The sequence below is a fragment of the Caulobacter sp. 73W genome (genome assembly GCF_041021955.1).
Taxonomy (GTDB): Bacteria; Pseudomonadota; Alphaproteobacteria; order Caulobacterales; family Caulobacteraceae; genus Caulobacter.
Genome location: NZ_CP158375.1, coordinates 2,108,563 through 2,129,025, shown reverse-complemented (window position 1 = coordinate 2,129,025; position 20,463 = coordinate 2,108,563). Strand labels below are relative to the sequence as shown.

Genomic DNA, 20,463 nt, shown 5'->3' with positions numbered 1-20,463 from the left:
TCGTTAAGAGGTGAGCGGCGTTTTCAGGCGCCCGTCACGCCGCCCCAGAACGACTTGGCCTTGCCCATGAAGGTGGCGGCCTTGGGATGCTGCTTCTCGCCGCAGCTGCCGGCCAGCTCGCGCATCAGCTCCTTCTGGCGCGCGGTCAGGTGGGTCGGCGTCTCGATGAACAGCTCCACCACCAGGTCGCCGCGTTCGCGCGAGCGCAGGGACGGCATGCCCTTGCCCTTCAGGCGGACGGTCTTGCCGGTCTGGGCCCCTTCCGGGACCTTGACTGTGATCTTGCATTCGCCGTCGCAGGCTTCGCCGCCCATCAGGCAGGGGGCGTCGATCTCGCCGCCCAGGGCGGCGGTGCACATGGGCACCGGCACGGTGCAGTGCAGGTCCAGGCCGTCGCGCTCGAACAGTTCGTGCGGGCTGACGGACAGGAAGATGTAGAGGTCGCCGCGCGTCGCGCCCAGCGAGCCCGCGTCGCCTTCACCGGCCAGGCGGATGCGCGCGCCGTCGTCGACGCCGGCGGGGATGCGCACCTGCAGGGTGCGTTCGCGGCGGACGTGGCCCGCCCCGTGGCACGACTTGCAGGGGTCGAGGATCAGCTTGCCGGCCCCGCCGCAGCGGGGGCAGGTGCGTTCGATGGCGAAGAAGCCCTGCTGGGCGCGGACCCGGCCGACGCCGCCGCAGGAGCCGCAGACAGTCGGCGTGGTGCCGGCCTTGGCGCCTGAGCCGTCGCAGGTCTCGCAGGTCATGGCCGAGGGGACGACGATCTCGACCTCGGCGCCCGCATAGGCCTGCTCAAGGGAGATTTCGAGGTCGTAGCGCAGGTCCTGGCCGCGCTGCGGGCCGGCGGGGCCGCGGCGGTTGCGGCCGAACATCTCGCCAAAGGCGTCTCCGAACACTTCGGAGAAGATGTCGTTCATGTCGGCGAAGCCGGCTCCGCCGCCGCCTTGGCCGCCCTGGCCGTTGACGCCGGCATGGCCGAAGCGGTCATAGGCGGCGCGCTTCTGCGGATCCGACAGAACCGAATAGGCTTCGTTGATCTCCTTGAAGCGCGTCTCCGCGTCGCCGCAGCCCCCGTTGCGGTCGGGGTGATGCTCCATGGCGAGCTTGCGGAAAGCCGACTTCAGGGCGCCGTCGTCGACGCCCCGGTTCACGCCCAAAATCTCGTAATAGTCGCGCATCGTCTGCGTCAGGCTTTCAAGGGATCAGGTTTTTAAGGAGGTGGTGCGGCTCCCGCCCGCCCGCAAGGTTCATAACCCTCGGTGGGGGCGGGAGCGCGTTTTTCGCGAAGGCGGCGGCGACGGTCCCCGAACAAGGCAATGCCCTGTCCGGGGAGCTTGGCGCCATGGGGCGTGATGTCACGCCGCCGGATCAGTTTCAGGCCGACTTCTTGTCGTCGTCGCTGACTTCTTCGAACTCGGCGTCGACGACGCCGTCATCGGCCGGGGCCGAGGCTTCTTCCGAACCGGCTTCGCCGCCAGCCTGAGCCTTGTACATGGCCTCGCCCAGTTTCATCGAAGCCTGGATCAGGGCCTGGGACTTGGTGTTGATCGCCTCGGCGTCTTCACCTTCCAGAGCGGTCTTGGCTTCGGCCAAGGCGGTCTCGATCGCGGCCTTTTCTTCAGCCGTAACCTTGTCGCCGTGCTCGGCCAGGGCCTTCTCGGTGGAGTGGACCACCGCGTCGGCCTGGTTGCGGGCTTCGATGACAGCCTTGCGCTTTTCGTCGTCGGCCTTGTTGGCCTCGGCTTCGCGCACCATCCGCTCGATGTCGGCGTCCGACAGACCGCCATTGGCCTGGATGCGGATCGACTGTTCCTTGGCGGTGGCCTTGTCCTTGGCGCCGACGTTCACGATGCCGTTGGCGTCGATGTCGAAGGTCACCTCGATCTGCGGCACGCCGCGCGGAGCCGGCGGGATGCCGACCAGGTCGAACTGGCCCAGCAGCTTGTTGTCCGCCGCCATCGGACGTTCGCCCTGGAACACGCGGATGGTCACGGCGCTCTGGCTATCGTCAGCCGTCGAGAAGGTCTGCGAACGCTTGGTCGGGATGGTGGTGTTGCGCTCGATCAGCGGGGTGAACACGCCGCCCAGGGTCTCAATGCCCAGGGTCAGGGGGGTCACGTCGAGCAGCAGCACGTCCTTGACGTCGCCTTGCAGCACGCCGGCCTGCACCGCAGCGCCCAGCGCCACGACTTCGTCCGGGTTCACGCCCTTGTGCGGCTCGCGGCCGAAGAAGTCCTGCACCGCCTGCTGGACCTTGGGCATGCGGCTCATGCCGCCGACCAGGACCACTTCGTCGATGTCGCTCTTCTTGAGGCCGGCGTCCTTCAGGGCCTGCTCGCACGGCGCGATCGTCCGGGCGATCAGGTCATCGACCAGAGCTTCCAGCTTGGAGCGCGACAGCTTGACGTTCAGGTGCAGCGGACCCGAGGCGTTCATGCTGATGAAGGGCAGATTCACCTCGTACTGGGCGACGCTGGACAGCTCCTTCTTGGCCTTCTCGGCCTCTTCGCGCAGGCGCTGAAGGGCGAGCTTGTCCTGGCGCAGGTCGACGCCCTGCTCCTTCTTGAACTCGTCAGCCAGGTAGTCGACGATCCGAAGGTCGAAGTCTTCACCGCCGAGGAAGGTGTCGCCGTTGGTCGACTTCACCTCGAACACGCCGTCGCCGATCTCCAGGATCGAGACGTCGAAGGTGCCGCCGCCCAGGTCGTAGACGGCGATCTTCTTGCCGTCGTTCTTCTCCAGGCCATAGGCCAGGGCCGCCGCGGTCGGCTCGTTGATGATGCGCAGGACTTCCAGGCCGGCGATCTTGCCGGCGTCCTTGGTCGCCTGACGCTGGGCGTCGTTGAAATAGGCCGGAACGGTGATGACCGCCTTCTCGACCTTCTCGCCCAGGTGGGCTTCAGCGGCTTCCTTCATCTTCTGCAGGATGAAGGCGCTGACTTCCTGCGGGGAGTAGTCCTTGTCGTGGGCCTTGACCCACGCGTCGCCGGTCGGACCCTTGACGATCTCGTAGGGCACCATGCCCTTGTCCTTGGCCACCACGGGGTCGGCGAAGTTGCGGCCGATCAGGCGCTTGATCGCAAACAGGGTGTTGGACGGGTTGGTGACGGCCTGGCGCTTGGCGGGCTGGCCGACCAGGCGCTCGCCGTCGTCCAGGATGCCGACGACCGACGGCGTGGTGCGCGCGCCCTCGGCGTTTTCGATCACCTTGGGGTTCTTGCCGTCCATGATGGCCACGCACGAATTGGTGGTGCCCAGGTCGATGCCGATAATCTTGCTCATGGCGAGGTTCTTTTCTCCTGACAGGCGGACGGTGGCGGCAAGGGCCTCAAGGCTGAGCACCCCAGTTTTTCTCGACCGTCCCCGTAGTATCAGTCTCCGGTGGGTGGGCCTGGCGGCCCGACTACGTTAGCGACGGGCATATGTCCATGCACGACGCTTCGAGGCCCGATATGGGAAAGGCGCGCGCCGCCGCAAGGGGAAAGTCCCTTTTGATCGCAGGGACTTAAGGGAAACGGTCATGCAGGAGCCCTCCGGTTTCGGATTCCACCCCGCCCGCCTGGATCGCGCGGCGCAGGAAGCCCTTGTGGCGCAAGTGCTTTCGGCTCTGGAGACCGCGCCGCTATACCGACCGGTCACGCCCGGCGGCAAGGCGATGAGCGTTCAGATGAGCAACATGGGACCCCTGGGCTGGGTGACCGATCAGGCCGGCGGTTACCGCTATCAGGCGGCCCACCCGGTTTCGGGCGCTCCGTGGCCCGTGATGCCGCAAGTTCTACTCGATCTGTGGGCCGAGCTGGCCGACGGCGAGGTCCCGCCGGACGCCTGTCTGGTCAATCTGTACCGCGACGGCGCCCGGATGAGCCTGCACCAGGATCGGGACGAGGCGGACATGCGGTTTCCGGTGCTGTCGGTGTCCTTGGGCGACACGGCGATGTTCCGCCTCGGCGGGGCAAGACGCAGCGATCCCACGCGGTCTATGAAGCTGGCTTCAGGCGACGTCTGCCTGCTGGCCGGTGAGGCGCGCCTGTTCTTCCACGGGGTGGATCGGGTGATCGAGGGCTCGTCCACCCTGATCCCAGGCGGCGGGCGCATCAACCTGACCCTCAGGCGCGCCCGGCCGGTCTGAGACGAGCCGCGCTTAAACGAAGGAGGGCGAACCTTCGGCCCGCCCTCCTAGAATTCCAGATTATCTTGAAGGATCAGCCGCGCAGCTTGCGGGTGATCGTCTCCAGGTCACGGGCCAGGGCCGGATCCTCGGCGCGCAGGGCCTCGATGCGGCGGACGGCGTGCAGGACCGTGGTGTGGTCGCGCCCGCCGAAGCGGCGGCCGATGTCCGGCAGCGAGCGGGTGGTCAGTTGCTTGGCCAGCCACATGGCCGCCTGGCGCGGACGGGCCACGGAACGGGTGCGGCGCTCGGAGATCAGGTCCGCCTGCTTGAGGCCGAAATGCTCGGAGGTGGCCTTCTGGATGTCGTCGATGGTGATCCGCTTCTCGCCGCCGCGCAGGTGCGGACGCAGGATCGCCTGGGCTTCATCCAGGGACAGGCGGGCCACGCCGTCGCCCAGACGGGCCACCAGGGTGTTCAGGGCGCCTTCCAGTTCACGCACGCTGTCGGTGAAACGGTCGGCCAGGAAGGTCAGCACTTCCGGCTTGGCCTTGGCGACCACGCCCTGCTGGCGCGACAGGCTGTCGAGCTTGCGCTCAAGGATGCCCAGGCGAAGGCTGCGGTCGGCCGGCTCGATGCCGCAGACCAGGCCCGCCGACAGGTGGCTGCGCAGGCGCGCGTCGATCTCGGTCAGGGCGCTGGGCGGCCGGTCGGCGCTGAACACCACTCGGCGGCCGTCTTCCATGAGGGCGGTCAGGGTGTGGAACAGCTCTTCCTGGGTGGACTGCTTGCCGCCCACGAAATGGACGTCGTCGATCAGCAGCAGGTCCGCGGCGCGCAGCTCTTCCTTGAAGGCGGCGGTGGTGCGGTCCATCACGGCGCGGACGAAAGACGAAAGGAAGCGTTCGGCGGTCAGATAGACCACGCGCTTTTCCGGGGCCGTGCGCATGGCCTCCCAGGCCAGGGCGTTCAGCAGGTGGGTTTTGCCGAAGCCGTAGGGGCCGTGGAAAACCACCGGGTTGAAGTGGCCGTCAGACCAGGACGCGACGCGGCGGGCCACGGCGTGGGCGAATTCGTTCGCCGGGCCGGGGACGAAGGTGTCGAAGGTGAAGCGTTCCTGCAGGCCGGCCTGCTTGGAGCGGGCGCTGGGCAGGGGCGCCACGGCCGGGGCGTCGGTTGACACCGGCAGGGCGATCTCGATCACGGTCTCGCCGCCTTGAACCGGGGCCGGAGAAGCGGCGTCGAATTCCGAGCGCGATTTCAGGTCGAGCGGACGGCTCTGCGGGTCGCTCAGCGCCCACAGCTCGCCGATGCGGCGCCAGGCGTTGCGGCGCACCCAGTCGCGAGCCACGCCCGTCGGAGTCACCAGAACCAGCTCGCCCGCGGCGGTCTCGCGCAGGGCGGCGTGAGCCAGATAGGAATTGAAGCTGCCGTCGCCGAGTTCACGCTGCAGCGCCTGGGAGGTCTTCGCCCACAAAACAGCGACCGACGCCGCCGTGGGGGAAACCGCCGCAGCCGTCGCCGCAGAACTCGAGAAAACCTTGTTGGTCATATGCCCCACCGCAAAATCCAGGCCCTTCACAGTGACGGTCCGCCGCGCCCCCACGTAGCGGTCCGTTCACACCCAATAGGCCGCAGAGCTCCGACCGCCGAACGCATGCAGGTTCGCCGCCGCCGTCTCGCATTCCGCTTGGGATGGAAGGTCGTCTTGGATCTCAGAGTAGTCAGCGGCCCCTTCCGGTCAAACGGAAAACTTGCCGATTTGTAGCGATAATTCTGTTGACTCAGACGCGGGCCAGAGCCGCCAAGGGGAAGGCCATTTCCTGCTTAAGCTTACGCCGTTTTTTTGTCGCATCCGCCGGATTCCAGACGTGAAAAAGCCGGCCGAGCCACAGGCTCTGCCGGCTTTCTGATCACAGCTTGACCAGGCGCTGAACGCGCCTATCGCAGGCTTTAGGCGGCGGCCAGCTTCTTCAGCTGGGCGGCCAGGCGCGAGACCTTGCGCGAGCCGGTGTTCTTGTGAACGACGCCCTTGGAGACAGCGCGCATCAGCTCGGACTGAGCTTCAACGAAAGCGGTCTTGGCCAGGCCGGCGTCGCCGGCGGCCAGCGCATCTTCGAACTTGCGCAGGAAGGTGCGGACGCGCGAGCGGCGAGCCTTGTTCACTTCGGTGCGGCGTTCGATCTTGCGGATCGCCTTCTTGGCGCCGGGATTATTGGCCATAGGGCTTAGAACCTTCAAACGGACAAGCGCTCAAGACGGACGTCCTGGGCGCGGCAAATCAGAGCCGGCGCATATAGCCGAAGGCCAAGCGCCGGTCAACGCGCATCAGCGGCCTTTGAACTGTGGCTTTCGCTTTTCGACGAAGGCCCCCATTCCTTCCTTCTGATCCTCGAAGGCGAAGAGGGAGTGGAACAGCCGCCGCTCCAGCTTCACGCCCTGGGTCAGGGTGGTCTCCAGCGCCGCTTCGACCAGTTCCTTGTTCATCATCACCGCCAGGGGCGACTGGGCGGCGATCTTGCGCGCCACGCCCATGACCTCGTCGATCAGGCCGTCGGCGGGGACCACGCGGCTGACCAGCCCGGCGCGCTCGGCCTCTTCGGCGTCCATCGTCCGGCCGGTCAGGATCATGTCCATGGCCTTGGACTTGCCCACCAGGCGCGTCAGGCGCTGGGTGCCGCCGATGCCCGGGGCGACGCCCAGATTGATTTCCGGCTGGCCGAACTTGGCGCTGTCGGCGGCGATGATGAAGTCGCACATCATGGCCAGCTCGCAGCCGCCGCCCAGGGCGTAGCCGGAGACCGCGGCGATGATCGGCTTGCGGAAGCGCTCGATGGCGTTGGCGCCGGCGGTGAAGAAGTCGGCCTTGAACATGTCCGCATAGGACTGGCCGGCCATCTCCTTGATGTCGGCGCCGGCGGCGAAGGCCTTGGCTGAGCCGGTCAGCACCACGCAGCCCACGGCCTCGTCGACCTCGGCGGCGGCCAGGGCCCGGCCCAGGTCGGCCAGCAGGGCGGTGTTGAGGGCGTTGAGGGCTTCGGGACGGTTCAGGCGGATCAGGGTGACGCCGTCGGCGGTCTCCACGATCAGGGTCTCATAGGCCATCTGCGCGCTCCTTATGGTTATGACGACGGAGGTCTAAGGACCTTCGACCTTGAATCCTAGCGCCCGCAGACGGGCGGGCAGGCCGTCCTTGCCGACCAGATGCCCGGCGCCGACCACGATCACCGTCTCGCCCGATCCGGCCATGCGGGCCTTGATCGCCTCCACCCAGCGGACGTTCCGCTCGATGATCAGGCGGCGATAGAGGACGGGCGAGGTCTTGCGGATCGGCTCCAACGCCTCTTCCTCCAGGGCGCGGATATCCCCGGCCGCCCAGGCCCTCACCAGGTCGTCATAGGCGCCCGGGCCCTGCTCCAGCTCCTCAAGGGTCTGGCGCAGGGAGGCGATCTGATCCGCCTGCGGGGTGTCGGCCAGGATCGAGATTTGCTGTTCCGGCGTCTCGAAGGCCCGGCGGGTCGCCGACGCCGGGGCGATGCGTTCGACCACCGCCTCCACGCCTTCCTGCCGGCTGGCGCTGCTCTTCATGAACATGGCGTTGGCCAGGGACACCTCGGCCAGCCAGGGGCGCAGGTACTGCAGCACCGCCATGGGCAGGCCCAGTTCGTCGGCGACCTTGCGCAGCCGGGCGCCGTCCTTGGGGCCCATCAGGTCGGTCAGGGTCTGGCCGGCGGACAGGTAGCCCTTGGCCTGGGCGGCGCGCCCGACCTCGGCCTGGGAGGCCGCGTCCATGGGCAGCTCGAACCACAGGTCGTCCGCCTTGGCCAGCGCCGCGTCCAGGGCGTCCGGCCGCCAGTCCACCCCAGCCGGCAGGATGTGCATGGATCCGAAGATGACGATCTCGGAATCCGCGTCGCGGACGACCCAGACGGGCGGTTCGGCCGAGGCGCCTACGGGCAGGCAGGCGGCGAGAAGAAGGGCGGAAAGCGAAACGAGGGAACGGATCAAGCGTCAGACCTGGCACACGGGACAATAGAAGGTGGACCGTCCCGCCTGCACCTGCCGGTCGATGACGCCCCCGCAACCCTTATTAAGGCACGGCTCGCCCTCCCGGTCATAGACCTTGAAGCGATGCTGGAAGTAGCCCAGCGCTCCATCGGTCGCCGCGAAGTCCTTAAGGGTGGATCCGCCGGCCTCCACGGCCTCGGCCAGGACGTCCTTGATGGTCTCCACCAGCAGGGGCAGCCGCTTGCGGGCGATCTTGCCCGCCGGCTTGAACGGCGAGATGCGCGAGCGGTTCAGGGCCTCGCACACATAGATATTGCCCAGGCCCGCCACGATGCGCTGATCCAGCAGCAGGGTCTTGGGTCCCTGCTTGCGGTCCTTGAACGCCTTTTCCAACACCCCGGCGTCGAGATCGGCGCCGAGGGGCTCGGGCCCCATGCCCCTGAAGAAGGCATGCTGGGTCAGCTGGTCGGTCGGGATCAGGTCCATGAAGCCGAAGCGGCGGGGGTCGTAATAGGTGATCCTCACCCCGGCCTCGGTCTCGAAGACCACGTGAGCGTGCTTCTGTAGCGGATGGACCGTCTCGACAAACTCGCCGGGGGTCAGGGTGCGGCCGTGATCCTCGATCTCGAACCGGCCGGTCATGCCCAGGTGGGCCACCAGGGTGTCGCCGCGGTCCAGGGGCATCAGCAGGTACTTGGCCCGCCGATCGACGCCGCGGATCGTCGCGCCGGTCAGGCGCTGGACGAAGCCGTCGGGCAGGGGAAAGCGCAGGTCCGGCCGGTTGGCCTGCACGCGTTTCAGCCGCGCGCCGGCCAGAACGGGCTCAAGGCCGCGACGGACCGTCTCCACTTCGGGCAGTTCGGGCATGAATTCCCTTGCTCTCTAGATGACGTGGCCGGCCCGGCGGTCTAAAGCTGCGGCCATGACCAAGACCTCCGCCAGCTTCGGATATCAGGACGTCGATCCGGCCGAAAAGCCGAAACTCGTCCGCGGCGTCTTTGATCGCGTCGCCAAGAACTATGACCTGATGAACGACCTGATGAGCGGGGGCGTCCACCGGCTGTGGAAGGACGCGGTCGCCGCGCGTCTCAATCCCCAGCCGGGCGAGGTGATCGTCGACTGCGCGGGGGGCACGGGCGACATGGCCCGCCGCTTCTCCAAGATGGCCCGCGCCGCCCAGGAACGTCGCGGCGGCGCCGACGCTCGCGTGTTCGTGGTCGACTACAACGCCGAGATGATCGCCGCCGGCCGTGAAAAGGGCTCCGAGCCCGAGATGACCTGGACCGTGGGCGACGCCCAGCGTCTGCCCCTGCCGGAGAATTTCGCCGACGCCTATGTGATCAGCTTCGGCATCCGCAACGTCACCGACATCGACGCGGCCCTGCGCGACGCCCGTCGCGTGCTGAAGCCGGGCGGCCGTTTCCTGTGCCTGGAGTTCTCGCGCCCGACCACCGAGGCGCTGCAGAAGGCCTATGACGCCTATTCCTTCAAGGTGATCCCGCAGGTCGGCGAATGGGTCGCTAAGGACCGCGACGCCTATCAGTACCTGGTGGAGAGCATCCGCCGCTTCCCGGACCAGCGCACCTTCGCCGGCATGATGGAGACCGCCGGCTTCGGCCGCGTGACCGTCACCAACTTCATCGGCGGCGTCGCCGCGCTGCACCAGGGCTGGAAGCTCTAGGGGCATGGGCCAGATCGCCGCTTTCTTCCGGCTGCTGGCCGCCGGCTGGGCGCTGGCCCGCGCCGACGCCCTGATCCCGCGCGAGCTGGACCCGATCCTGCCGCCGTCGCTCAAGGCGCTGGCGAAGTTCATCCGCCTGTTCGCCGGCCGGGACGCCAGGTATGGCCGCCCGGGCCAGCGCCTGGCGCGATCCCTGGAAAAGCTGGGTCCGGTGGCCATCAAGCTCGGCCAGTTCCTGTCGACCCGCGCCGACATGTTCGGGACGGAGTTCGCCGAGGACCTGGGCCGCCTGAAGGATCGTCTCGATCCCTTCCCCATGACGATCGCACGGGCGGAGGTCGAGCGCGCCCTCGGCCGTCCGGTGACCCAGGCCTTCACCAGCTTCGACCCGCCGATCGCTGCGGCCTCCATCGCACAGGCCCACCCGGCGACCCTGCCGGACGGCCGCAAGGTGGCGGTGAAGGTCCTGCGCCCGGGGATCGAGCGGCGGGTGGCCGATGAGTCCGCCGCCCTGCGCATGGCCGCCCATCTGGCCGAACGCTTCGCTCCGGCGTCCAAGCGCCTGGAGCCTGTCCTGTTCGTCGAGACCGTCATCCGCTCCCTGGTGCTGGAACTCGACCTGCGGCTGGAAGCCGCCGCCGCCGCCGAGCTGGGCGAGGTGATGAACCGCGACGGCTATATGCGCGCCCCGGCGGTGGTCTGGGACGGCGTGGGCAAGCGCGCCCTGACCCTGGAGTGGGCCCAGGGCGTGTCCCTGTCCGAGGCCGCCGCGCTGGAGCAGCCGGGCCTGGACCGTTCGCTCCTGGCCGACAATCTGATCCGCGCCTTCCTGTCCCAGGCGCTCGACCACGGCGTTTTCCACGCCGACCTGCACGAGGGGAACCTGTTCGTCGCCGCGCCCTCGACCCTGACGGCGGTGGACTTCGGCATCGTCGGCCGCCTGGGTCCCGCCGAGCGTCGCTATCTGGCCGAGATCCTCTACGGCTTCCTGCAGCGCGACTATGTCCGTGTCGCCCAAGTCCATTTCGACGCCGGCTACGTGCCGATGACCCACGACGTGAACGCCTTCGCCCAGGCCCTGCGCGCCGTGGGCGAGGCGGTGTTCGGCCGCCCGGCCAACGAGGTGTCCATGGGACGCCTGCTGGCCCAGCTGTTCGAGATCACCGCCCTGTTCGACATGCGCCTGCGCCCCGAACTGGTCCTGCTGCAAAAGACCATGGTCACGGTGGAGGGCGTCGCCCGCCGCCTGGATCCCACGCACGACCTGTGGGCCGCCGCCGACCCGGTGGTGCGCCGCTGGATCACCCGCGAGTTGTCGCCCGCCGCCAAGGTGCGCGACTTCGTCGAGGACGCCCTGTCGGCCATGCGCTCCCTGCGCCGCCTGGCCGAGGGCGGCCAGACGGCGGTGGTGGTCGAGACGCAGAAGGGCGCTCCGCCCCTGGTGTGGTTCGCCGTCGGGGCGGCGACCGCGGGGGTCGCCTTCCTTCTGGCGATGATGTTCCAGCTACTCCGCCTGTCCGCGCTCGCGGCGGGCCAGGCGGGTTGAGCGCTCGGTCTCCTTGGTCTTCTGCTCGGCCAATAGGCTTCACCCTCGCGCGGCCTGACCATGGTGCGGGGCGCGCCGTCCTTGCTCGACACGGCGAAGATGCTGTCTTGCGCATCGTAGATCAGCACGTCGACATTTGGCTGCTTCAGGGCCTCGGGCCCGTTGGGCGGGCTTTCCACGAAGTCGCGGGCCAGGCGGGCGAAGTCCTCCGGGCTCCTGGCGCCGAAACCCTCGCCGTTGCGCTCGAAGGACCGCTGGACGTTCTCCTCGGCGGTGTAGCCTCGGCTGGCGCTCCAGATCGGCTTGCCGTCCAGCTGCGGCACGGGAGCCTCACGGGCGTCGGTCCGATCAAAACTGGTCGGGGCCGCCGAGGCCGTCGTTTCTTAGCTCGTGGGGGTGGCGGTCGCGCCGCCGTCGCAGGCCGCCATAGACAGCAATGACGCGCAAATTGCTGTCTTTGCCGGTGAGAACACACTTAGAACCATCGCTTCGTCCGCATTTACACCTCACGCGAGCAATGTAGAACGAAGTAAGAACGAACTTTGCCGTTTGTCCATAGCGCGGCATCGCCTAAAGACGCAGGCGAACCCGCAGGGAGGCTTGGCCTTGAGCGAGAAACGCGTCCTTCTGATCGTCGGCGGCGGCATCGCGGCCTACAAGGCGCTGGAGCTGACCCGCCTGCTGCGCAAGGCCGGCGTCGCGGTCCGTCCGATCCTGACCAGGGCGGGGGCCGAGTTCGTCACCCCCCTGTCTCTGTCGGCCCTGTCCGAGGACAAGGTCTATTCCGAGCTCTTCTCCCTGACCGACGAGGCGGAGATGGGCCATATCGAGCTGTCGCGCTCTTCTGACCTGATCGTGGTCGCGCCGGCCACCGCCGACCTGATGGCCAAGGCCGCCACGGGGCGGGCCGACGACCTGGCGTCCACCACCCTGCTGGCCACCGACACGCCGATCCTCATGGCCCCGGCCATGAACGTGCGCATGTGGGAGCATCCGGCGACGAAGCGGAACTTGGCCCAGCTCAAGGCCGACGGCGTGACCTTCGTCGGGCCGGACGAGGGGGCCATGGCCTGCGGCGAGTATGGCGAAGGCCGTCTGGCCGAGCCGCCGGTGATCTTCGAGGCGATCATGGGCCTGCTGCAGGGCGGCCGTCCCCTGGCGGGCAAGCGCGCCCTGGTCACCGCCGGCCCTACGGTCGAGGCCATTGATCCCGTCCGCCTGCTGACCAATCGCTCCAGCGGCAAGCAGGGTTACGCCATCGCTCGGGCCCTGGCCCAGCTGGGCGCCGAGGTGACCCTGGTCTCCGGCCCCACCGGCCTGCCCGCCCCCGCCGGGGTTGATCGCGTGGATGTGGAGAGCGCCCGCGACATGCTGGCCGCCTGCCAGTCCGCCCTGCCGGCCGACGTGGCGGTGTTCGTGGCCGCCGTCGCCGACTGGCGCCCGGACGAGGCGTTCGGCGTCAAGCTGAAGAAGGGCAAGGACGGCCCCCCCGCCCTGCATCTGGTCGAAAACCCCGACATCCTGGCGACCCTGGCCGCCTCCGGCCCGCAGCGGCCGGACCTTGTGGTCGGCTTCGCCGCCGAGACCAACGACGTCGAGGACCACGCCCGCGCCAAGCTGGCGCGCAAGGGCTGCGACTGGATCATCGCCAACGACGTCAGCCAGCCCGGCGTCATGGGCGGCGAGGAAAACGCCGTCCTGCTGATCTCCAAGACCGATACCGAACGGTGGGAGCGCGCGTCCAAGGACGCCGTCGCCCGCCAGATCGCCGACCGCATAGCAAAGGCCCTTTCATGACCCCGACCATTCCGATCGTTCGCCTGTCACACGCCGACGGCCTGCCCCTGCCGGCCTATGAGACGGAGCACGCGGCCGGCATGGACCTGCGGGCGGCGGTGGCCGACGAGGAGCCGGTCACGCTGAAGCCGGGCGCCCGCGCCATGGTGCCGACCGGCCTGTCCTTCGCGGTGCCGGTGGGTTTCGAGGCCCAGGTGCGTCCCCGCTCGGGCCTGGCCGCCAAGGCCGGGATCACCTGCCTGAACTCGCCTGGCACCATCGACGCCGACTATCGCGGCGAAGTGAAGGTCATCCTGGCCAATCTCGGCGCCGAGGACTTCGTCATCCGCCGGGGCGACCGTATCGCCCAGCTGGTCATCGCCCCGGTCGCCAAGGCGTCCTGGAGCGAGGTCGAGACCCTGGACGAGACGGCGCGCGGCGTCGGCGGCTTCGGCTCCACCGGTCGGGGCTAGTTCAGCAGGTCGGCCGGCAAGGTTGGCTCGGAAAGGATGGCCTCCATGGCCTTCCAGCGGGCGGCCGGATCCTTGCCGGCCCGCTCCACCTTGGCCTTCACCATCTCCTGACCGGTGACGTAGTTCAGCACATAGCTGCGGTAGCCTTCCGAGAAGCGGATGCTCTGCTCGGCCCGGGCGCGGGAGACCAGCTGGTACTTCTGCATCAGGCCGATCGCCGTCTCGCGATCGATCTTGCCGTTCAGCAGGTCTGCGGTGATGGTCAGGCGCGCGCCGGTCAGCCCGGCCAGGGCCTCGCGCAGGGCGCCATAGGCCGCCGCCGTCTTGGGATCGAGACCGGCCAGCGGGTACAGGGTCTTGGCCTCGAACGCCGTGCGCTGCTCGCCGGGGAAGGCCAGGTCGATGCCGTAGTTGCCCTCGCCCTCGGCGATGAGGGATAGCGGCGAGAACAGCGGATAGACCGAGAACTCGACCCAGCCGCGCCCCTTCACCAGCCGTTCCTCCAGCAGGGCGTTGTGGGTGTGGTGTCCGGGATAGCCCTCGTGGCAGCCCAGATCGACGGCGCGGTCGATGAAGATCGGCAGGTCGGTGTTCACCTGGATCAGGCTGTGGGCCTTGCCCTGATACCAGTTGTAGCCGGACCAGCTCTTGTTGGTGACGAACTCCAGGACGAAGGACTCCTGCGCCGGCAGCTTGAAGTGGGCGGCGGTGCGGGCCCGGCACTCGGCGATGGCGGCGCGCATCACCGGCTCCAGCCGGTCCTTGGGAATGGCGTAGCGCATCTTGAAGGCGTCGACCCGGTCGGCCAGAGGGCCGTCGCCCGGAACCACAGCCTCGATCTTAGCCAGCAGAGGATCATAGGCCGACAGCGGCTTCAGCGGCGGGTTCACCCCGAACAGGGCCTGCGCCTCGTCTTGGAATGTGGGCTTGGCGCCCTGGATCATGCCGATGCGGAACTTCACCGCCGTGATCTGGGCGGCCAGGAAGGCGCGGCGCTTGCGTTCGATGGCGCTCAACGGCGCGGGGTCGACGGCGTGCACCATCGCGGAGAGGCGATCCGCCTCGGCCGCCAGGGCGGGCAGGCCGGGCCTGGCGGCCTTCACCGCCTCGCGCACCTCGGCCGGGCCGTAATAGGCGTCCACATAGCCGTCCTCATGCTCGCCGACGCCCAGCACCAGCTTCACATAGGCCGAGGCCGCGTCGTCCAGCGGCGCGGCGGCGACCGGCAGGGCGGCGCTGAAGGACAGGGCGAGGGCGGTCAGCAGGCGGCGCATGGAGGTCTCCGAAAATCGAGACGTCACGCTAGCCGCTTCTACAAATCGTAGCGAAGGCTTCTTGAATAATGGACCCTTCCGTCCATTTTTCATTGCGCTGCAGCGGAGGGAGGCGTAAATCGCTCGCCCTGACTGCGTCTATGCAGCGTTAAGATCGCCCCAGGGGATTGGCCGATGGCCGAAGTTCGCAAGAAGAAGCTGGTTCCGATGATCGTCGGCGGCGTCACGGCTCTGGCCGTGGTCATCGGCGGGGGCCTGTGGTGGCTGGACAAGCAGCACTTCGAAGCCACCGACAACGCCTTCGTCCAGGCCGACACCGTGCAGGTCAGTCCCCAGGTCGGCGGCTATGTCGCCGAGGTGCTGGTGGCCGACAACCAGAAGGTTCAGGCCGGCGAAATCCTGGCCCGCATCGATCCCTCAACCTTCCAGGCCCGCCTGGATCAGGCCGTCGCCAACGCCCAGGCGCTGGAAGCCGCCGTGCGCAACGTCGATGACCGCACCATCCTCGAACAAGCCCTGATCGCCCAGCGCGCCGCCGGGGTTGAGAGCGCCCGCGCCGACGCCAGCCGCGCCCGGGCCGACCTCGACCGGTATGACGCCTTGGCCAAGCAGGGCTGGGTCTCGACCCAGAAGGTCCAGACCGAACGCGCCGGAACGGCCCAGTCCGAAGCCGCCGTCGCCCAGGCCCAGGCCGCCCTGGAGGCTGAGCGCCGCACCGCCGCCTCCCTCGGCTCGACCCGCGCCCAGACCCTGGCCCAGGTGGTCGCCGCCCAGGCGGCCGTCCAGCAGGCCAGGCTCGATCTGGAGCGCACCGTGGTCCGCGCGCCCGTCGCCGGCGTGGTCGGCGCCCGTTCGCTGCGGCCGGGACAACTGGTCCAGCCGGGCCAGGCCCTGATGTCGGTGGTGCCGCTCAGCCAGACCTACATCGTCGCCAACTTCAAGGAGACCCAGGTCGGCCGCCTGCGCATCGGCCAGCCGGTCGAGATCAAGGCCGACGCCTTCGGCAAGCAGAAGATCCAGGGCCGGGTCGAAAGCTTCGCCCCCGCCACCGGCCAGGAGTTCGCCCTGATCCCGGTGGAGAACGCCGTGGGCAACTTCACCAAGATCACCCAGCGCCTGCCCGTCCGCATCGCCGTGGACCGCAAGGGTCCCGCCGCCGGCGGCCTGCGACCCGGCCTGTCGGTCGAGGTGAAGGTCGATGTCCGCGACAACTCCGGCCAGGGCTTCGCCGAAGCCGGCGTCGTCCAGACCGCCAGCCGCTAAGCGCCGCAAGGTCAGGAGCGCGCCATGAGCGACGCCGCCATCACCGCCGGCCGCCCGGCCGCGGCCCCGCCGGTGGAGACCGACTGGGGCAAGCTGTTCCTGGGTTTCGGGGCCATGGTCATCGGCCAGTTCATGGCCATCCTCGACATCCAGATCGTCTCGGCGTCCTTGCCGCAGATCCAGGCGGGGGTCGGCGCCAGCGCCGACCAGGTCAGCTGGATCCAGACCGCCTACCTGATTCCCGAAGTCGTGATGATCCCGCTATCGGGATACCTGTCGCGCCTGTGGGGAACGCGGAACGTCTATCTGGTCTCGTGCCTCGGCTTCGTGGTCATGAGCATCCTGACCGGCCTGTCGACCAGCATCGACATGATGATCCTGACCCGCGCCCTGCAGGGGTTCATCGGCGGGGCCATGATCCCGACGGTGTTCGCGGTGGCCTTCACCGCTTTCCCGCCCGAGCGCCGCGTCACCGCCAGCGTGATCATGGGCCTGATCGTCACCCTGGCTCCCACGGTCGGCCCGACCCTGGGCGGTCACCTGACGGAGTGGTTCAACTGGCGCGCCCTATTCTTCATCAACGTGCCGATCGGCGTTGTGGTGCTGTTCGGCGTGGCCCGCTGGGGCGACTTCGACAAGGGAGATCCCAGCCTGGCCAAGGGCTTCGACTGGTTCGGCCTGGCCGTCATGGCCATCTTCCTGATGAGCATGCAGTTCGTCCTGGAGGAAGGCGCCAAGGAGAACTGGTTCGAGGACGCCTATGTCCTGTGGCTGACCGTCGTGGCGGTGATCGGCGCCGTCCTGTTCGTCTGGCGTCAGCTGACCTACTACAACCCGATCGTCGAGCTGCGGGCCTTCGCCAACCGCAACTTCCTGATCGGCGTGGTGATGACCGCCGTGTCGGGCGCGACCCTGTTCGGCGGCACCTTCCTGCTGCCGCAATACCTGGCGCGCATCCGCAACTTCTCGTCGGCCGAGATCGGCACGACCATGATCGTCTCGGGCCTGTCGATGTTCCTCACCGGCCCCATCGCCGGCCGCATCGTGCGGACGGTGGACCCGCGCATCCCGATGTTCATCGGCTTCTCCCTGGCCGGCTGGGGCATGTGGATGGCCCATACGGTCACGGACGACTGGGGCTTCTGGGAGTTCACCTGGGTCCAGGCTCTGCGCGGCGTCGGGGTGATGATCGCCATGATCGCCACCCAGACCGTGACCATGAGCACCCTGCCGCCCCACATGGTGAAGAACGCCTCGGGCCTGGTGAATCTGTTCCGCAACACCGGCGGCGCGGTCGGTCTGGCCATGCTGTCGACCACGATCACCCAGCAGAGCGCCCTGTACTACAGCGACATGTCGTCCAAGGTCGCCGCCTCCGATCCGCAGATCCAGAGCATGATGGCCGGCCTGATCGCCCGCATGCAGCAGCTGGGCGTGGCCGATCCGGAAGGCGCCACCTTCAAGGCGCTCTACGGCATGATGTTCAAGCAGGCTTCGGTCCTGGCCTTCGGCGACGCCTTCGCCATGCTGGCCATGTGCGGGTTCTTCGCGGCCGTGGTCGCCCTGTTCGCCGCCCCGTCGAAGGGCGCGCCCCCGCCGCCGTCGGACGCGCACTGATGCCCCGGGTCGCTGGACAGATCGACGAGGCCAAGACGGAGGCGATCCTCGACGCCGCCGCCGAGATCTTCGCGGAGCGTGGGTTGGCGGCGCCGATGGAGGCCATCGCCCGCCGTGCGGGGGTCTCCAAGCAGACCCTGTACAACCGCTATCGCGGCAAGAACGAGCTGGTCCGCGCCCTGGTTATCCAGAAGTCGGACCAGATCATCGGCTCGCTGCACGCCCGTGACGCCGCCGCGTCGCCGCGCGAGGTGCTGGCCGACTTCGCCCGCACCCTGCTAAACCTGGCCAATTCGAAGTCGCCGGTCTTCCTGCGGACGATCATCCAGAGCGCCGGCGAAATGCCGGACCTGGCGCAGGAGGTGTTCCAGGCCGGCCCGCTGCGCTCGCGCATGGAGCTGGCGGCCTACCTGGCGGAGCAGACGCGTCTCAGGCGGCTGTCCGTGGCCGAGCCCGAGCAGGCGGCCGAGTTCTTCGCGGGGATGGTCTCTGGCCAGCGTCAGCTGCGCGGCCTTCTGGGCTTGAGCCAGCCCATGTCGCCCGAGCAGATCGACCGCCTCGCCCAGGAGGCGGCCGACCGCTTCGTGAGGGCTTACGCCCCTAGTTAGGCTTCGGCCTCGTCGGGCATGCCCATCATGTGGAAGCCCGCATCGACGTGGACCACTTCGCCGGTGGTCGAACGGCCGAGGTCCGAGATGAGCCACAGGGCGCAGCCGGCGACGCCTTCCATCGAGGTGTCTTCCTTCAGGGCGCTGAAAGCGCGGCCCTGGGCGATCATGCCGCGGCCGCCGCTGATGCCGGCCAGGGACAGGGTGCGCATGGCGCCCGCCGAGATGGCGTTGACGCGGATGCCCTTAGGACCCAGGTCGCGCGCGATGTAGCGGGTCGATGCTTCCAGAGCGGCCTTGGCGACGCCCATGGTGTTATAGTTCGGAATGGTCCGCTCCGACCCCAGATAGGTCATGGTGATCAGCGAACCGCCGTCCGGCATGATCTTCGAGGCGCGCTTGGCGACGTCCACGAAGCTGAAGGCCGAGATGTTCATGGCCGTCAGGAAGCCCTCACGGGTGGTGTTGTCCACGAACGAGCCCTTCAGCTCGTCCTTGTTGGCGAAGGCCACCGAGTGGACCACGAAGTCCAGCTTGCCGAAGAGCTTCTCGATCTCAGCGAAGGCGGCGTCCATGGAGGCGTCGTCGGTGACGTCGGCCTGGATCAGCGTCTTGACGCCGATGCTCTCGGCCAGGGGACGCACGCGGCGCTCAAGACCCTCGCCCATGTAGGTGAAGGCCATCTCCGCGCCCTGGGCGGCCAGCTGGCTGGCGATGCCCCAGGCGATGGAGTTGTGGTTGGCCACGCCCATGACCAGGCCTTTTTTGCCCTTCATGAGCTCGCCAGTCGGAAAGGTGTAGTCGTCGGCCATGGCTCGGCCTCCCTTGGAATGGGTGTCGTTGATCGGCGCTTTTGAAGCAAAGCGCCCGGTCAGGGAAGAGTCCTAGACGTCCAGACGGCTCATGATCAGGCAGCCGTTGGTGCCGCCGAAGCCGAAGCTGTTGGACATCACGGTGCCGATCGGCTGGTCCGCGCGCTGGCGCAGGATCGGCAGGTCGGCGAACTCCGGATCGAGATTTTCGATGTGCGCGCTCTCGGCGGCGAAGCCGTTCTGCATCATCAAGATCGAATAGATCGCCTCCTGCGCGCCGGCGGCGCCCAGGCTGTGACCCGTCAGGGATTTGGTCGAGGAGATCAGCGGAGCATTGGCCCCGAACACCTCGCGAACCGCGCCCATCTCCTTGGAGTTGCCCACCGGCGTCGAGGTGCCGTGCGGGTTCAGGTAGTCGATCTTGCGGCCGCCGGCCTCTTTCCAGGCCAGGTTCATGCAGCGCACCGCGCCTTCGCCGGACGGGGCGACCATGTCGAACCCGTCGGAATTGGCGGCGTAGCCGACCACTTCACCGTAGATCTTCGCGCCGCGCGCCTTGGCGTGCTCAAGCTCTTCCAGCACCACGATGCCGGCGCCGCCGGCGATCACGAAGCCGTCGCGATCCTTGTCATAGGCGCGGCTTGCCACCGAAGGGGTGTCGTTGAAGCGGCTGGACATGGCGCCCATGGCGTCGAACAGGTTCGACAGGCTCCAGTCGATCTCCTCGGTACCGCCGGCGAACACCACGTCCTGCTTGCCCAGGGCGATCTGCTCGTAGCCCGAGCCGATGCAGTGGGTGGAGGTGGCGCAGGCCGAGCTGATCGAGAAGTTCAGGCCGCGGATCTTGAACCAGGTGGCCAGCGTGGCCGACGGGCCAGAGCTCATGGCCTTAGGGACGGCGAACGGGCCGATGCGCTTGGGACCCTTTTCCTTGGTGGTCTCGGCCGCCTGGATGATGGCCTGGGTGGACGGACCGCCCGCGCCGACGATCAGGCCGGTGCGCTCGTTGGAGACTTGCGTCTCCTCGAGGCCGGAGTCGGCGATGGCCTGCTCCATGGCGATGTGGGCGAACGCGGTGCCCTGCGCCAGGAAACGGGCGGCGCGGCGGTCAACCATGGATTCCCAGTCGATCTGCGGCGCGGCCTCGACCTGGCTGCGGAAGCCGAGCTCCGCATAGGTCGGGGCGGCGCGCACGCCGGACTTGGCCTCCCGCAGGGAAGCGAGCACTTCATTGGCGTTGTTGCCGATCGACGAGACGATGCCGATACCGGTGACCACGACGCGACGCATATCTATC

18 protein-coding genes are annotated in these 20,463 nt (G+C 68.1%); 8 read left to right on the top strand and 10 right to left on the bottom strand.

The window, feature by feature from the left end:
- Positions 1–23: 23 nt before the first annotated feature.
- Both dnaJ and dnaK read right to left on the bottom strand, forming a co-directional pair.
- Complete coding sequence (gene dnaJ, locus ABOZ73_RS09910) at positions 24–1,178, bottom strand: molecular chaperone DnaJ (protein ID WP_369057999.1); 1,155 nt, start codon at positions 1,176–1,178, stop codon at positions 24–26.
- A gap of 196 nt (positions 1,179–1,374) precedes the next feature.
- The gene (dnaK, locus tag ABOZ73_RS09905) at positions 1,375–3,282 is read right to left on the bottom strand and encodes a molecular chaperone DnaK (RefSeq protein WP_369057998.1); all 1,908 of its coding nucleotides are present in this window, start codon (positions 3,280–3,282) and stop codon (positions 1,375–1,377) included.
- A gap of 238 nt (positions 3,283–3,520) precedes the next feature.
- Between dnaK and ABOZ73_RS09900 the strand changes: the two genes are divergently transcribed.
- Entirely contained in the window at positions 3,521–4,129 is a 609-nt protein-coding gene (locus ABOZ73_RS09900; RefSeq protein WP_369057997.1) for an alpha-ketoglutarate-dependent dioxygenase AlkB, read from the top strand.
- 73 nt (positions 4,130–4,202) lie between these two features.
- Here the strand turns inward: ABOZ73_RS09900 and dnaA are convergent, their stop codons facing one another.
- The 5 genes from dnaA to mutM form a co-directional block, all read right to left on the bottom strand.
- Positions 4,203–5,660, bottom strand: a complete 1,458-nt coding sequence (gene dnaA / locus ABOZ73_RS09895) for a chromosomal replication initiator protein DnaA (RefSeq protein WP_369057996.1) — start codon at positions 5,658–5,660, stop codon at positions 4,203–4,205.
- Between the two features lie 401 nt (positions 5,661–6,061).
- Positions 6,062–6,331: a 30S ribosomal protein S20 gene (gene rpsT / locus ABOZ73_RS09890; RefSeq protein ID WP_369057995.1), complete on the bottom strand. Its 270-nt coding sequence runs from the start codon at positions 6,329–6,331 to the stop codon at positions 6,062–6,064.
- A 105-nt stretch (positions 6,332–6,436) separates the two neighbouring features.
- Positions 6,437–7,213, bottom strand: coding sequence for an enoyl-CoA hydratase (locus ABOZ73_RS09885; protein ID WP_369057994.1), 777 nt, complete (start codon positions 7,211–7,213; stop codon positions 6,437–6,439).
- Between the two features lie 33 nt (positions 7,214–7,246).
- Complete coding sequence (locus ABOZ73_RS09880) at positions 7,247–8,116, bottom strand: TraB/GumN family protein (RefSeq protein ID WP_369057993.1); 870 nt, start codon at positions 8,114–8,116, stop codon at positions 7,247–7,249.
- Positions 8,117–8,119: 3 nt separating this feature from the next.
- The gene (mutM, locus tag ABOZ73_RS09875; protein ID WP_369057992.1) at positions 8,120–8,983 is read right to left on the bottom strand and encodes a bifunctional DNA-formamidopyrimidine glycosylase/DNA-(apurinic or apyrimidinic site) lyase; all 864 of its coding nucleotides are present in this window, start codon (positions 8,981–8,983) and stop codon (positions 8,120–8,122) included.
- Positions 8,984–9,038: 55 nt separating this feature from the next.
- Here mutM and ABOZ73_RS09870 point away from each other — a divergent pair, with 55 nt between their 5' ends.
- The 4 genes from ABOZ73_RS09870 to dut all read left to right on the top strand — a co-directional run bounded on the left by ABOZ73_RS09870 (position 9,039) and on the right by dut (position 13,592).
- Positions 9,039–9,797, top strand: a complete 759-nt coding sequence (locus tag ABOZ73_RS09870) for a class I SAM-dependent methyltransferase (RefSeq protein ID WP_369057991.1) — start codon at positions 9,039–9,041, stop codon at positions 9,795–9,797.
- A gap of 4 nt (positions 9,798–9,801) precedes the next feature.
- Complete coding sequence (gene ubiB, locus ABOZ73_RS09865; protein WP_369057990.1) at positions 9,802–11,343, top strand: 2-polyprenylphenol 6-hydroxylase; 1,542 nt, start codon at positions 9,802–9,804, stop codon at positions 11,341–11,343.
- Between the two features lie 606 nt (positions 11,344–11,949).
- On the top strand, positions 11,950–13,140 hold the full coding sequence (coaBC, locus tag ABOZ73_RS09860; RefSeq protein ID WP_369057989.1) for a bifunctional phosphopantothenoylcysteine decarboxylase/phosphopantothenate--cysteine ligase CoaBC: 1,191 nt from the start codon (positions 11,950–11,952) through the stop codon (positions 13,138–13,140).
- Positions 13,137–13,592, top strand: coding sequence for a dUTP diphosphatase (gene dut, locus ABOZ73_RS09855; RefSeq protein ID WP_369057988.1), 456 nt, complete (start codon positions 13,137–13,139; stop codon positions 13,590–13,592). Before coaBC ends, dut begins: the two co-directional genes overlap by 4 nt.
- Here the strand turns inward: dut and ABOZ73_RS09850 are convergent.
- Positions 13,589–14,866, bottom strand: a complete 1,278-nt coding sequence (locus ABOZ73_RS09850; protein WP_369057987.1) for a hypothetical protein — start codon at positions 14,864–14,866, stop codon at positions 13,589–13,591. The two genes, dut and ABOZ73_RS09850, sit on opposite strands and share 4 nt — an antisense overlap.
- Positions 14,867–15,040: 174 nt before the next feature.
- Between ABOZ73_RS09850 and ABOZ73_RS09845 the strand changes: the two genes are divergently transcribed.
- The 3 genes from ABOZ73_RS09845 to ABOZ73_RS09835 are packed head-to-tail and all read left to right on the top strand — an operon-like array spanning position 15,041 to position 18,354.
- Entirely contained in the window at positions 15,041–16,129 is a 1,089-nt protein-coding gene (locus ABOZ73_RS09845) for an HlyD family secretion protein (RefSeq protein WP_369057986.1), read from the top strand.
- A gap of 24 nt (positions 16,130–16,153) precedes the next feature.
- On the top strand, positions 16,154–17,746 hold the full coding sequence (locus ABOZ73_RS09840) for a DHA2 family efflux MFS transporter permease subunit (protein WP_369057985.1): 1,593 nt from the start codon (positions 16,154–16,156) through the stop codon (positions 17,744–17,746).
- On the top strand, positions 17,746–18,354 hold the full coding sequence (locus tag ABOZ73_RS09835; protein ID WP_369057984.1) for a TetR/AcrR family transcriptional regulator: 609 nt from the start codon (positions 17,746–17,748) through the stop codon (positions 18,352–18,354). The genes ABOZ73_RS09840 and ABOZ73_RS09835 overlap by 1 nt, the downstream gene beginning before the upstream one ends.
- Here the strand turns inward: ABOZ73_RS09835 and ABOZ73_RS09830 are convergent.
- Together ABOZ73_RS09830 and fabB are read right to left on the bottom strand one after the other, a co-directional pair.
- Positions 18,351–19,166 (bottom strand): enoyl-ACP reductase, encoded by an 816-nt coding sequence (locus ABOZ73_RS09830; RefSeq protein ID WP_369057983.1) that lies wholly within the window; start codon positions 19,164–19,166, stop codon positions 18,351–18,353. The two genes, ABOZ73_RS09835 and ABOZ73_RS09830, sit on opposite strands and share 4 nt — an antisense overlap.
- A gap of 72 nt (positions 19,167–19,238) precedes the next feature.
- Positions 19,239–20,456 carry a beta-ketoacyl-ACP synthase I gene (gene fabB / locus ABOZ73_RS09825; RefSeq protein ID WP_369057982.1) on the bottom strand — a complete coding sequence of 406 codons (1,218 nt, stop codon included), beginning with the start codon at positions 20,454–20,456 and terminating at the stop codon, positions 19,239–19,241.
- Between the last annotated feature and the right edge of the window lie 7 nt (positions 20,457–20,463).

Excerpts from the sequence above, each read along its gene's own strand:
- dnaJ (WP_369057999.1), bottom strand. The coding sequence starts at position 1,178 with ATGCGCGACTATTACGAGATTTTGGGCGTGAACCGGGGCGTCGACGAC.
- dnaK (WP_369057998.1), bottom strand. The coding sequence starts at position 3,282 with ATGAGCAAGATTATCGGCATCGACCTGGGCACCACCAATTCGTGCGTG.
- ABOZ73_RS09900 (WP_369057997.1), top strand. The coding sequence starts at position 3,521 with ATGCAGGAGCCCTCCGGTTTCGGATTCCACCCCGCCCGCCTGGATCGC.
- dnaA (WP_369057996.1), bottom strand. The coding sequence starts at position 5,660 with ATGACCAACAAGGTTTTCTCGAGTTCTGCGGCGACGGCTGCGGCGGTT.
- rpsT (WP_369057995.1), bottom strand. The coding sequence starts at position 6,331 with ATGGCCAATAATCCCGGCGCCAAGAAGGCGATCCGCAAGATCGAACGC.
- ABOZ73_RS09885 (WP_369057994.1), bottom strand. The coding sequence starts at position 7,213 with ATGGCCTATGAGACCCTGATCGTGGAGACCGCCGACGGCGTCACCCTG.
- mutM (WP_369057992.1), bottom strand. The coding sequence starts at position 8,983 with ATGCCCGAACTGCCCGAAGTGGAGACGGTCCGTCGCGGCCTTGAGCCC.
- ABOZ73_RS09870 (WP_369057991.1), top strand. The coding sequence starts at position 9,039 with ATGACCAAGACCTCCGCCAGCTTCGGATATCAGGACGTCGATCCGGCC.
- ubiB (WP_369057990.1), top strand. The coding sequence starts at position 9,802 with ATGGGCCAGATCGCCGCTTTCTTCCGGCTGCTGGCCGCCGGCTGGGCG.
- dut (WP_369057988.1), top strand. The coding sequence starts at position 13,137 with ATGACCCCGACCATTCCGATCGTTCGCCTGTCACACGCCGACGGCCTG.
- ABOZ73_RS09850 (WP_369057987.1), bottom strand. The coding sequence starts at position 14,866 with ATGCGCCGCCTGCTGACCGCCCTCGCCCTGTCCTTCAGCGCCGCCCTG.
- ABOZ73_RS09845 (WP_369057986.1), top strand. The coding sequence starts at position 15,041 with ATGGCCGAAGTTCGCAAGAAGAAGCTGGTTCCGATGATCGTCGGCGGC.
- ABOZ73_RS09840 (WP_369057985.1), top strand. The coding sequence starts at position 16,154 with ATGAGCGACGCCGCCATCACCGCCGGCCGCCCGGCCGCGGCCCCGCCG.
- ABOZ73_RS09835 (WP_369057984.1), top strand. The coding sequence starts at position 17,746 with ATGCCCCGGGTCGCTGGACAGATCGACGAGGCCAAGACGGAGGCGATC.
- ABOZ73_RS09830 (WP_369057983.1), bottom strand. The coding sequence starts at position 19,166 with ATGGCCGACGACTACACCTTTCCGACTGGCGAGCTCATGAAGGGCAAA.
- fabB (WP_369057982.1), bottom strand. The coding sequence starts at position 20,456 with ATGCGTCGCGTCGTGGTCACCGGTATCGGCATCGTCTCGTCGATCGGC.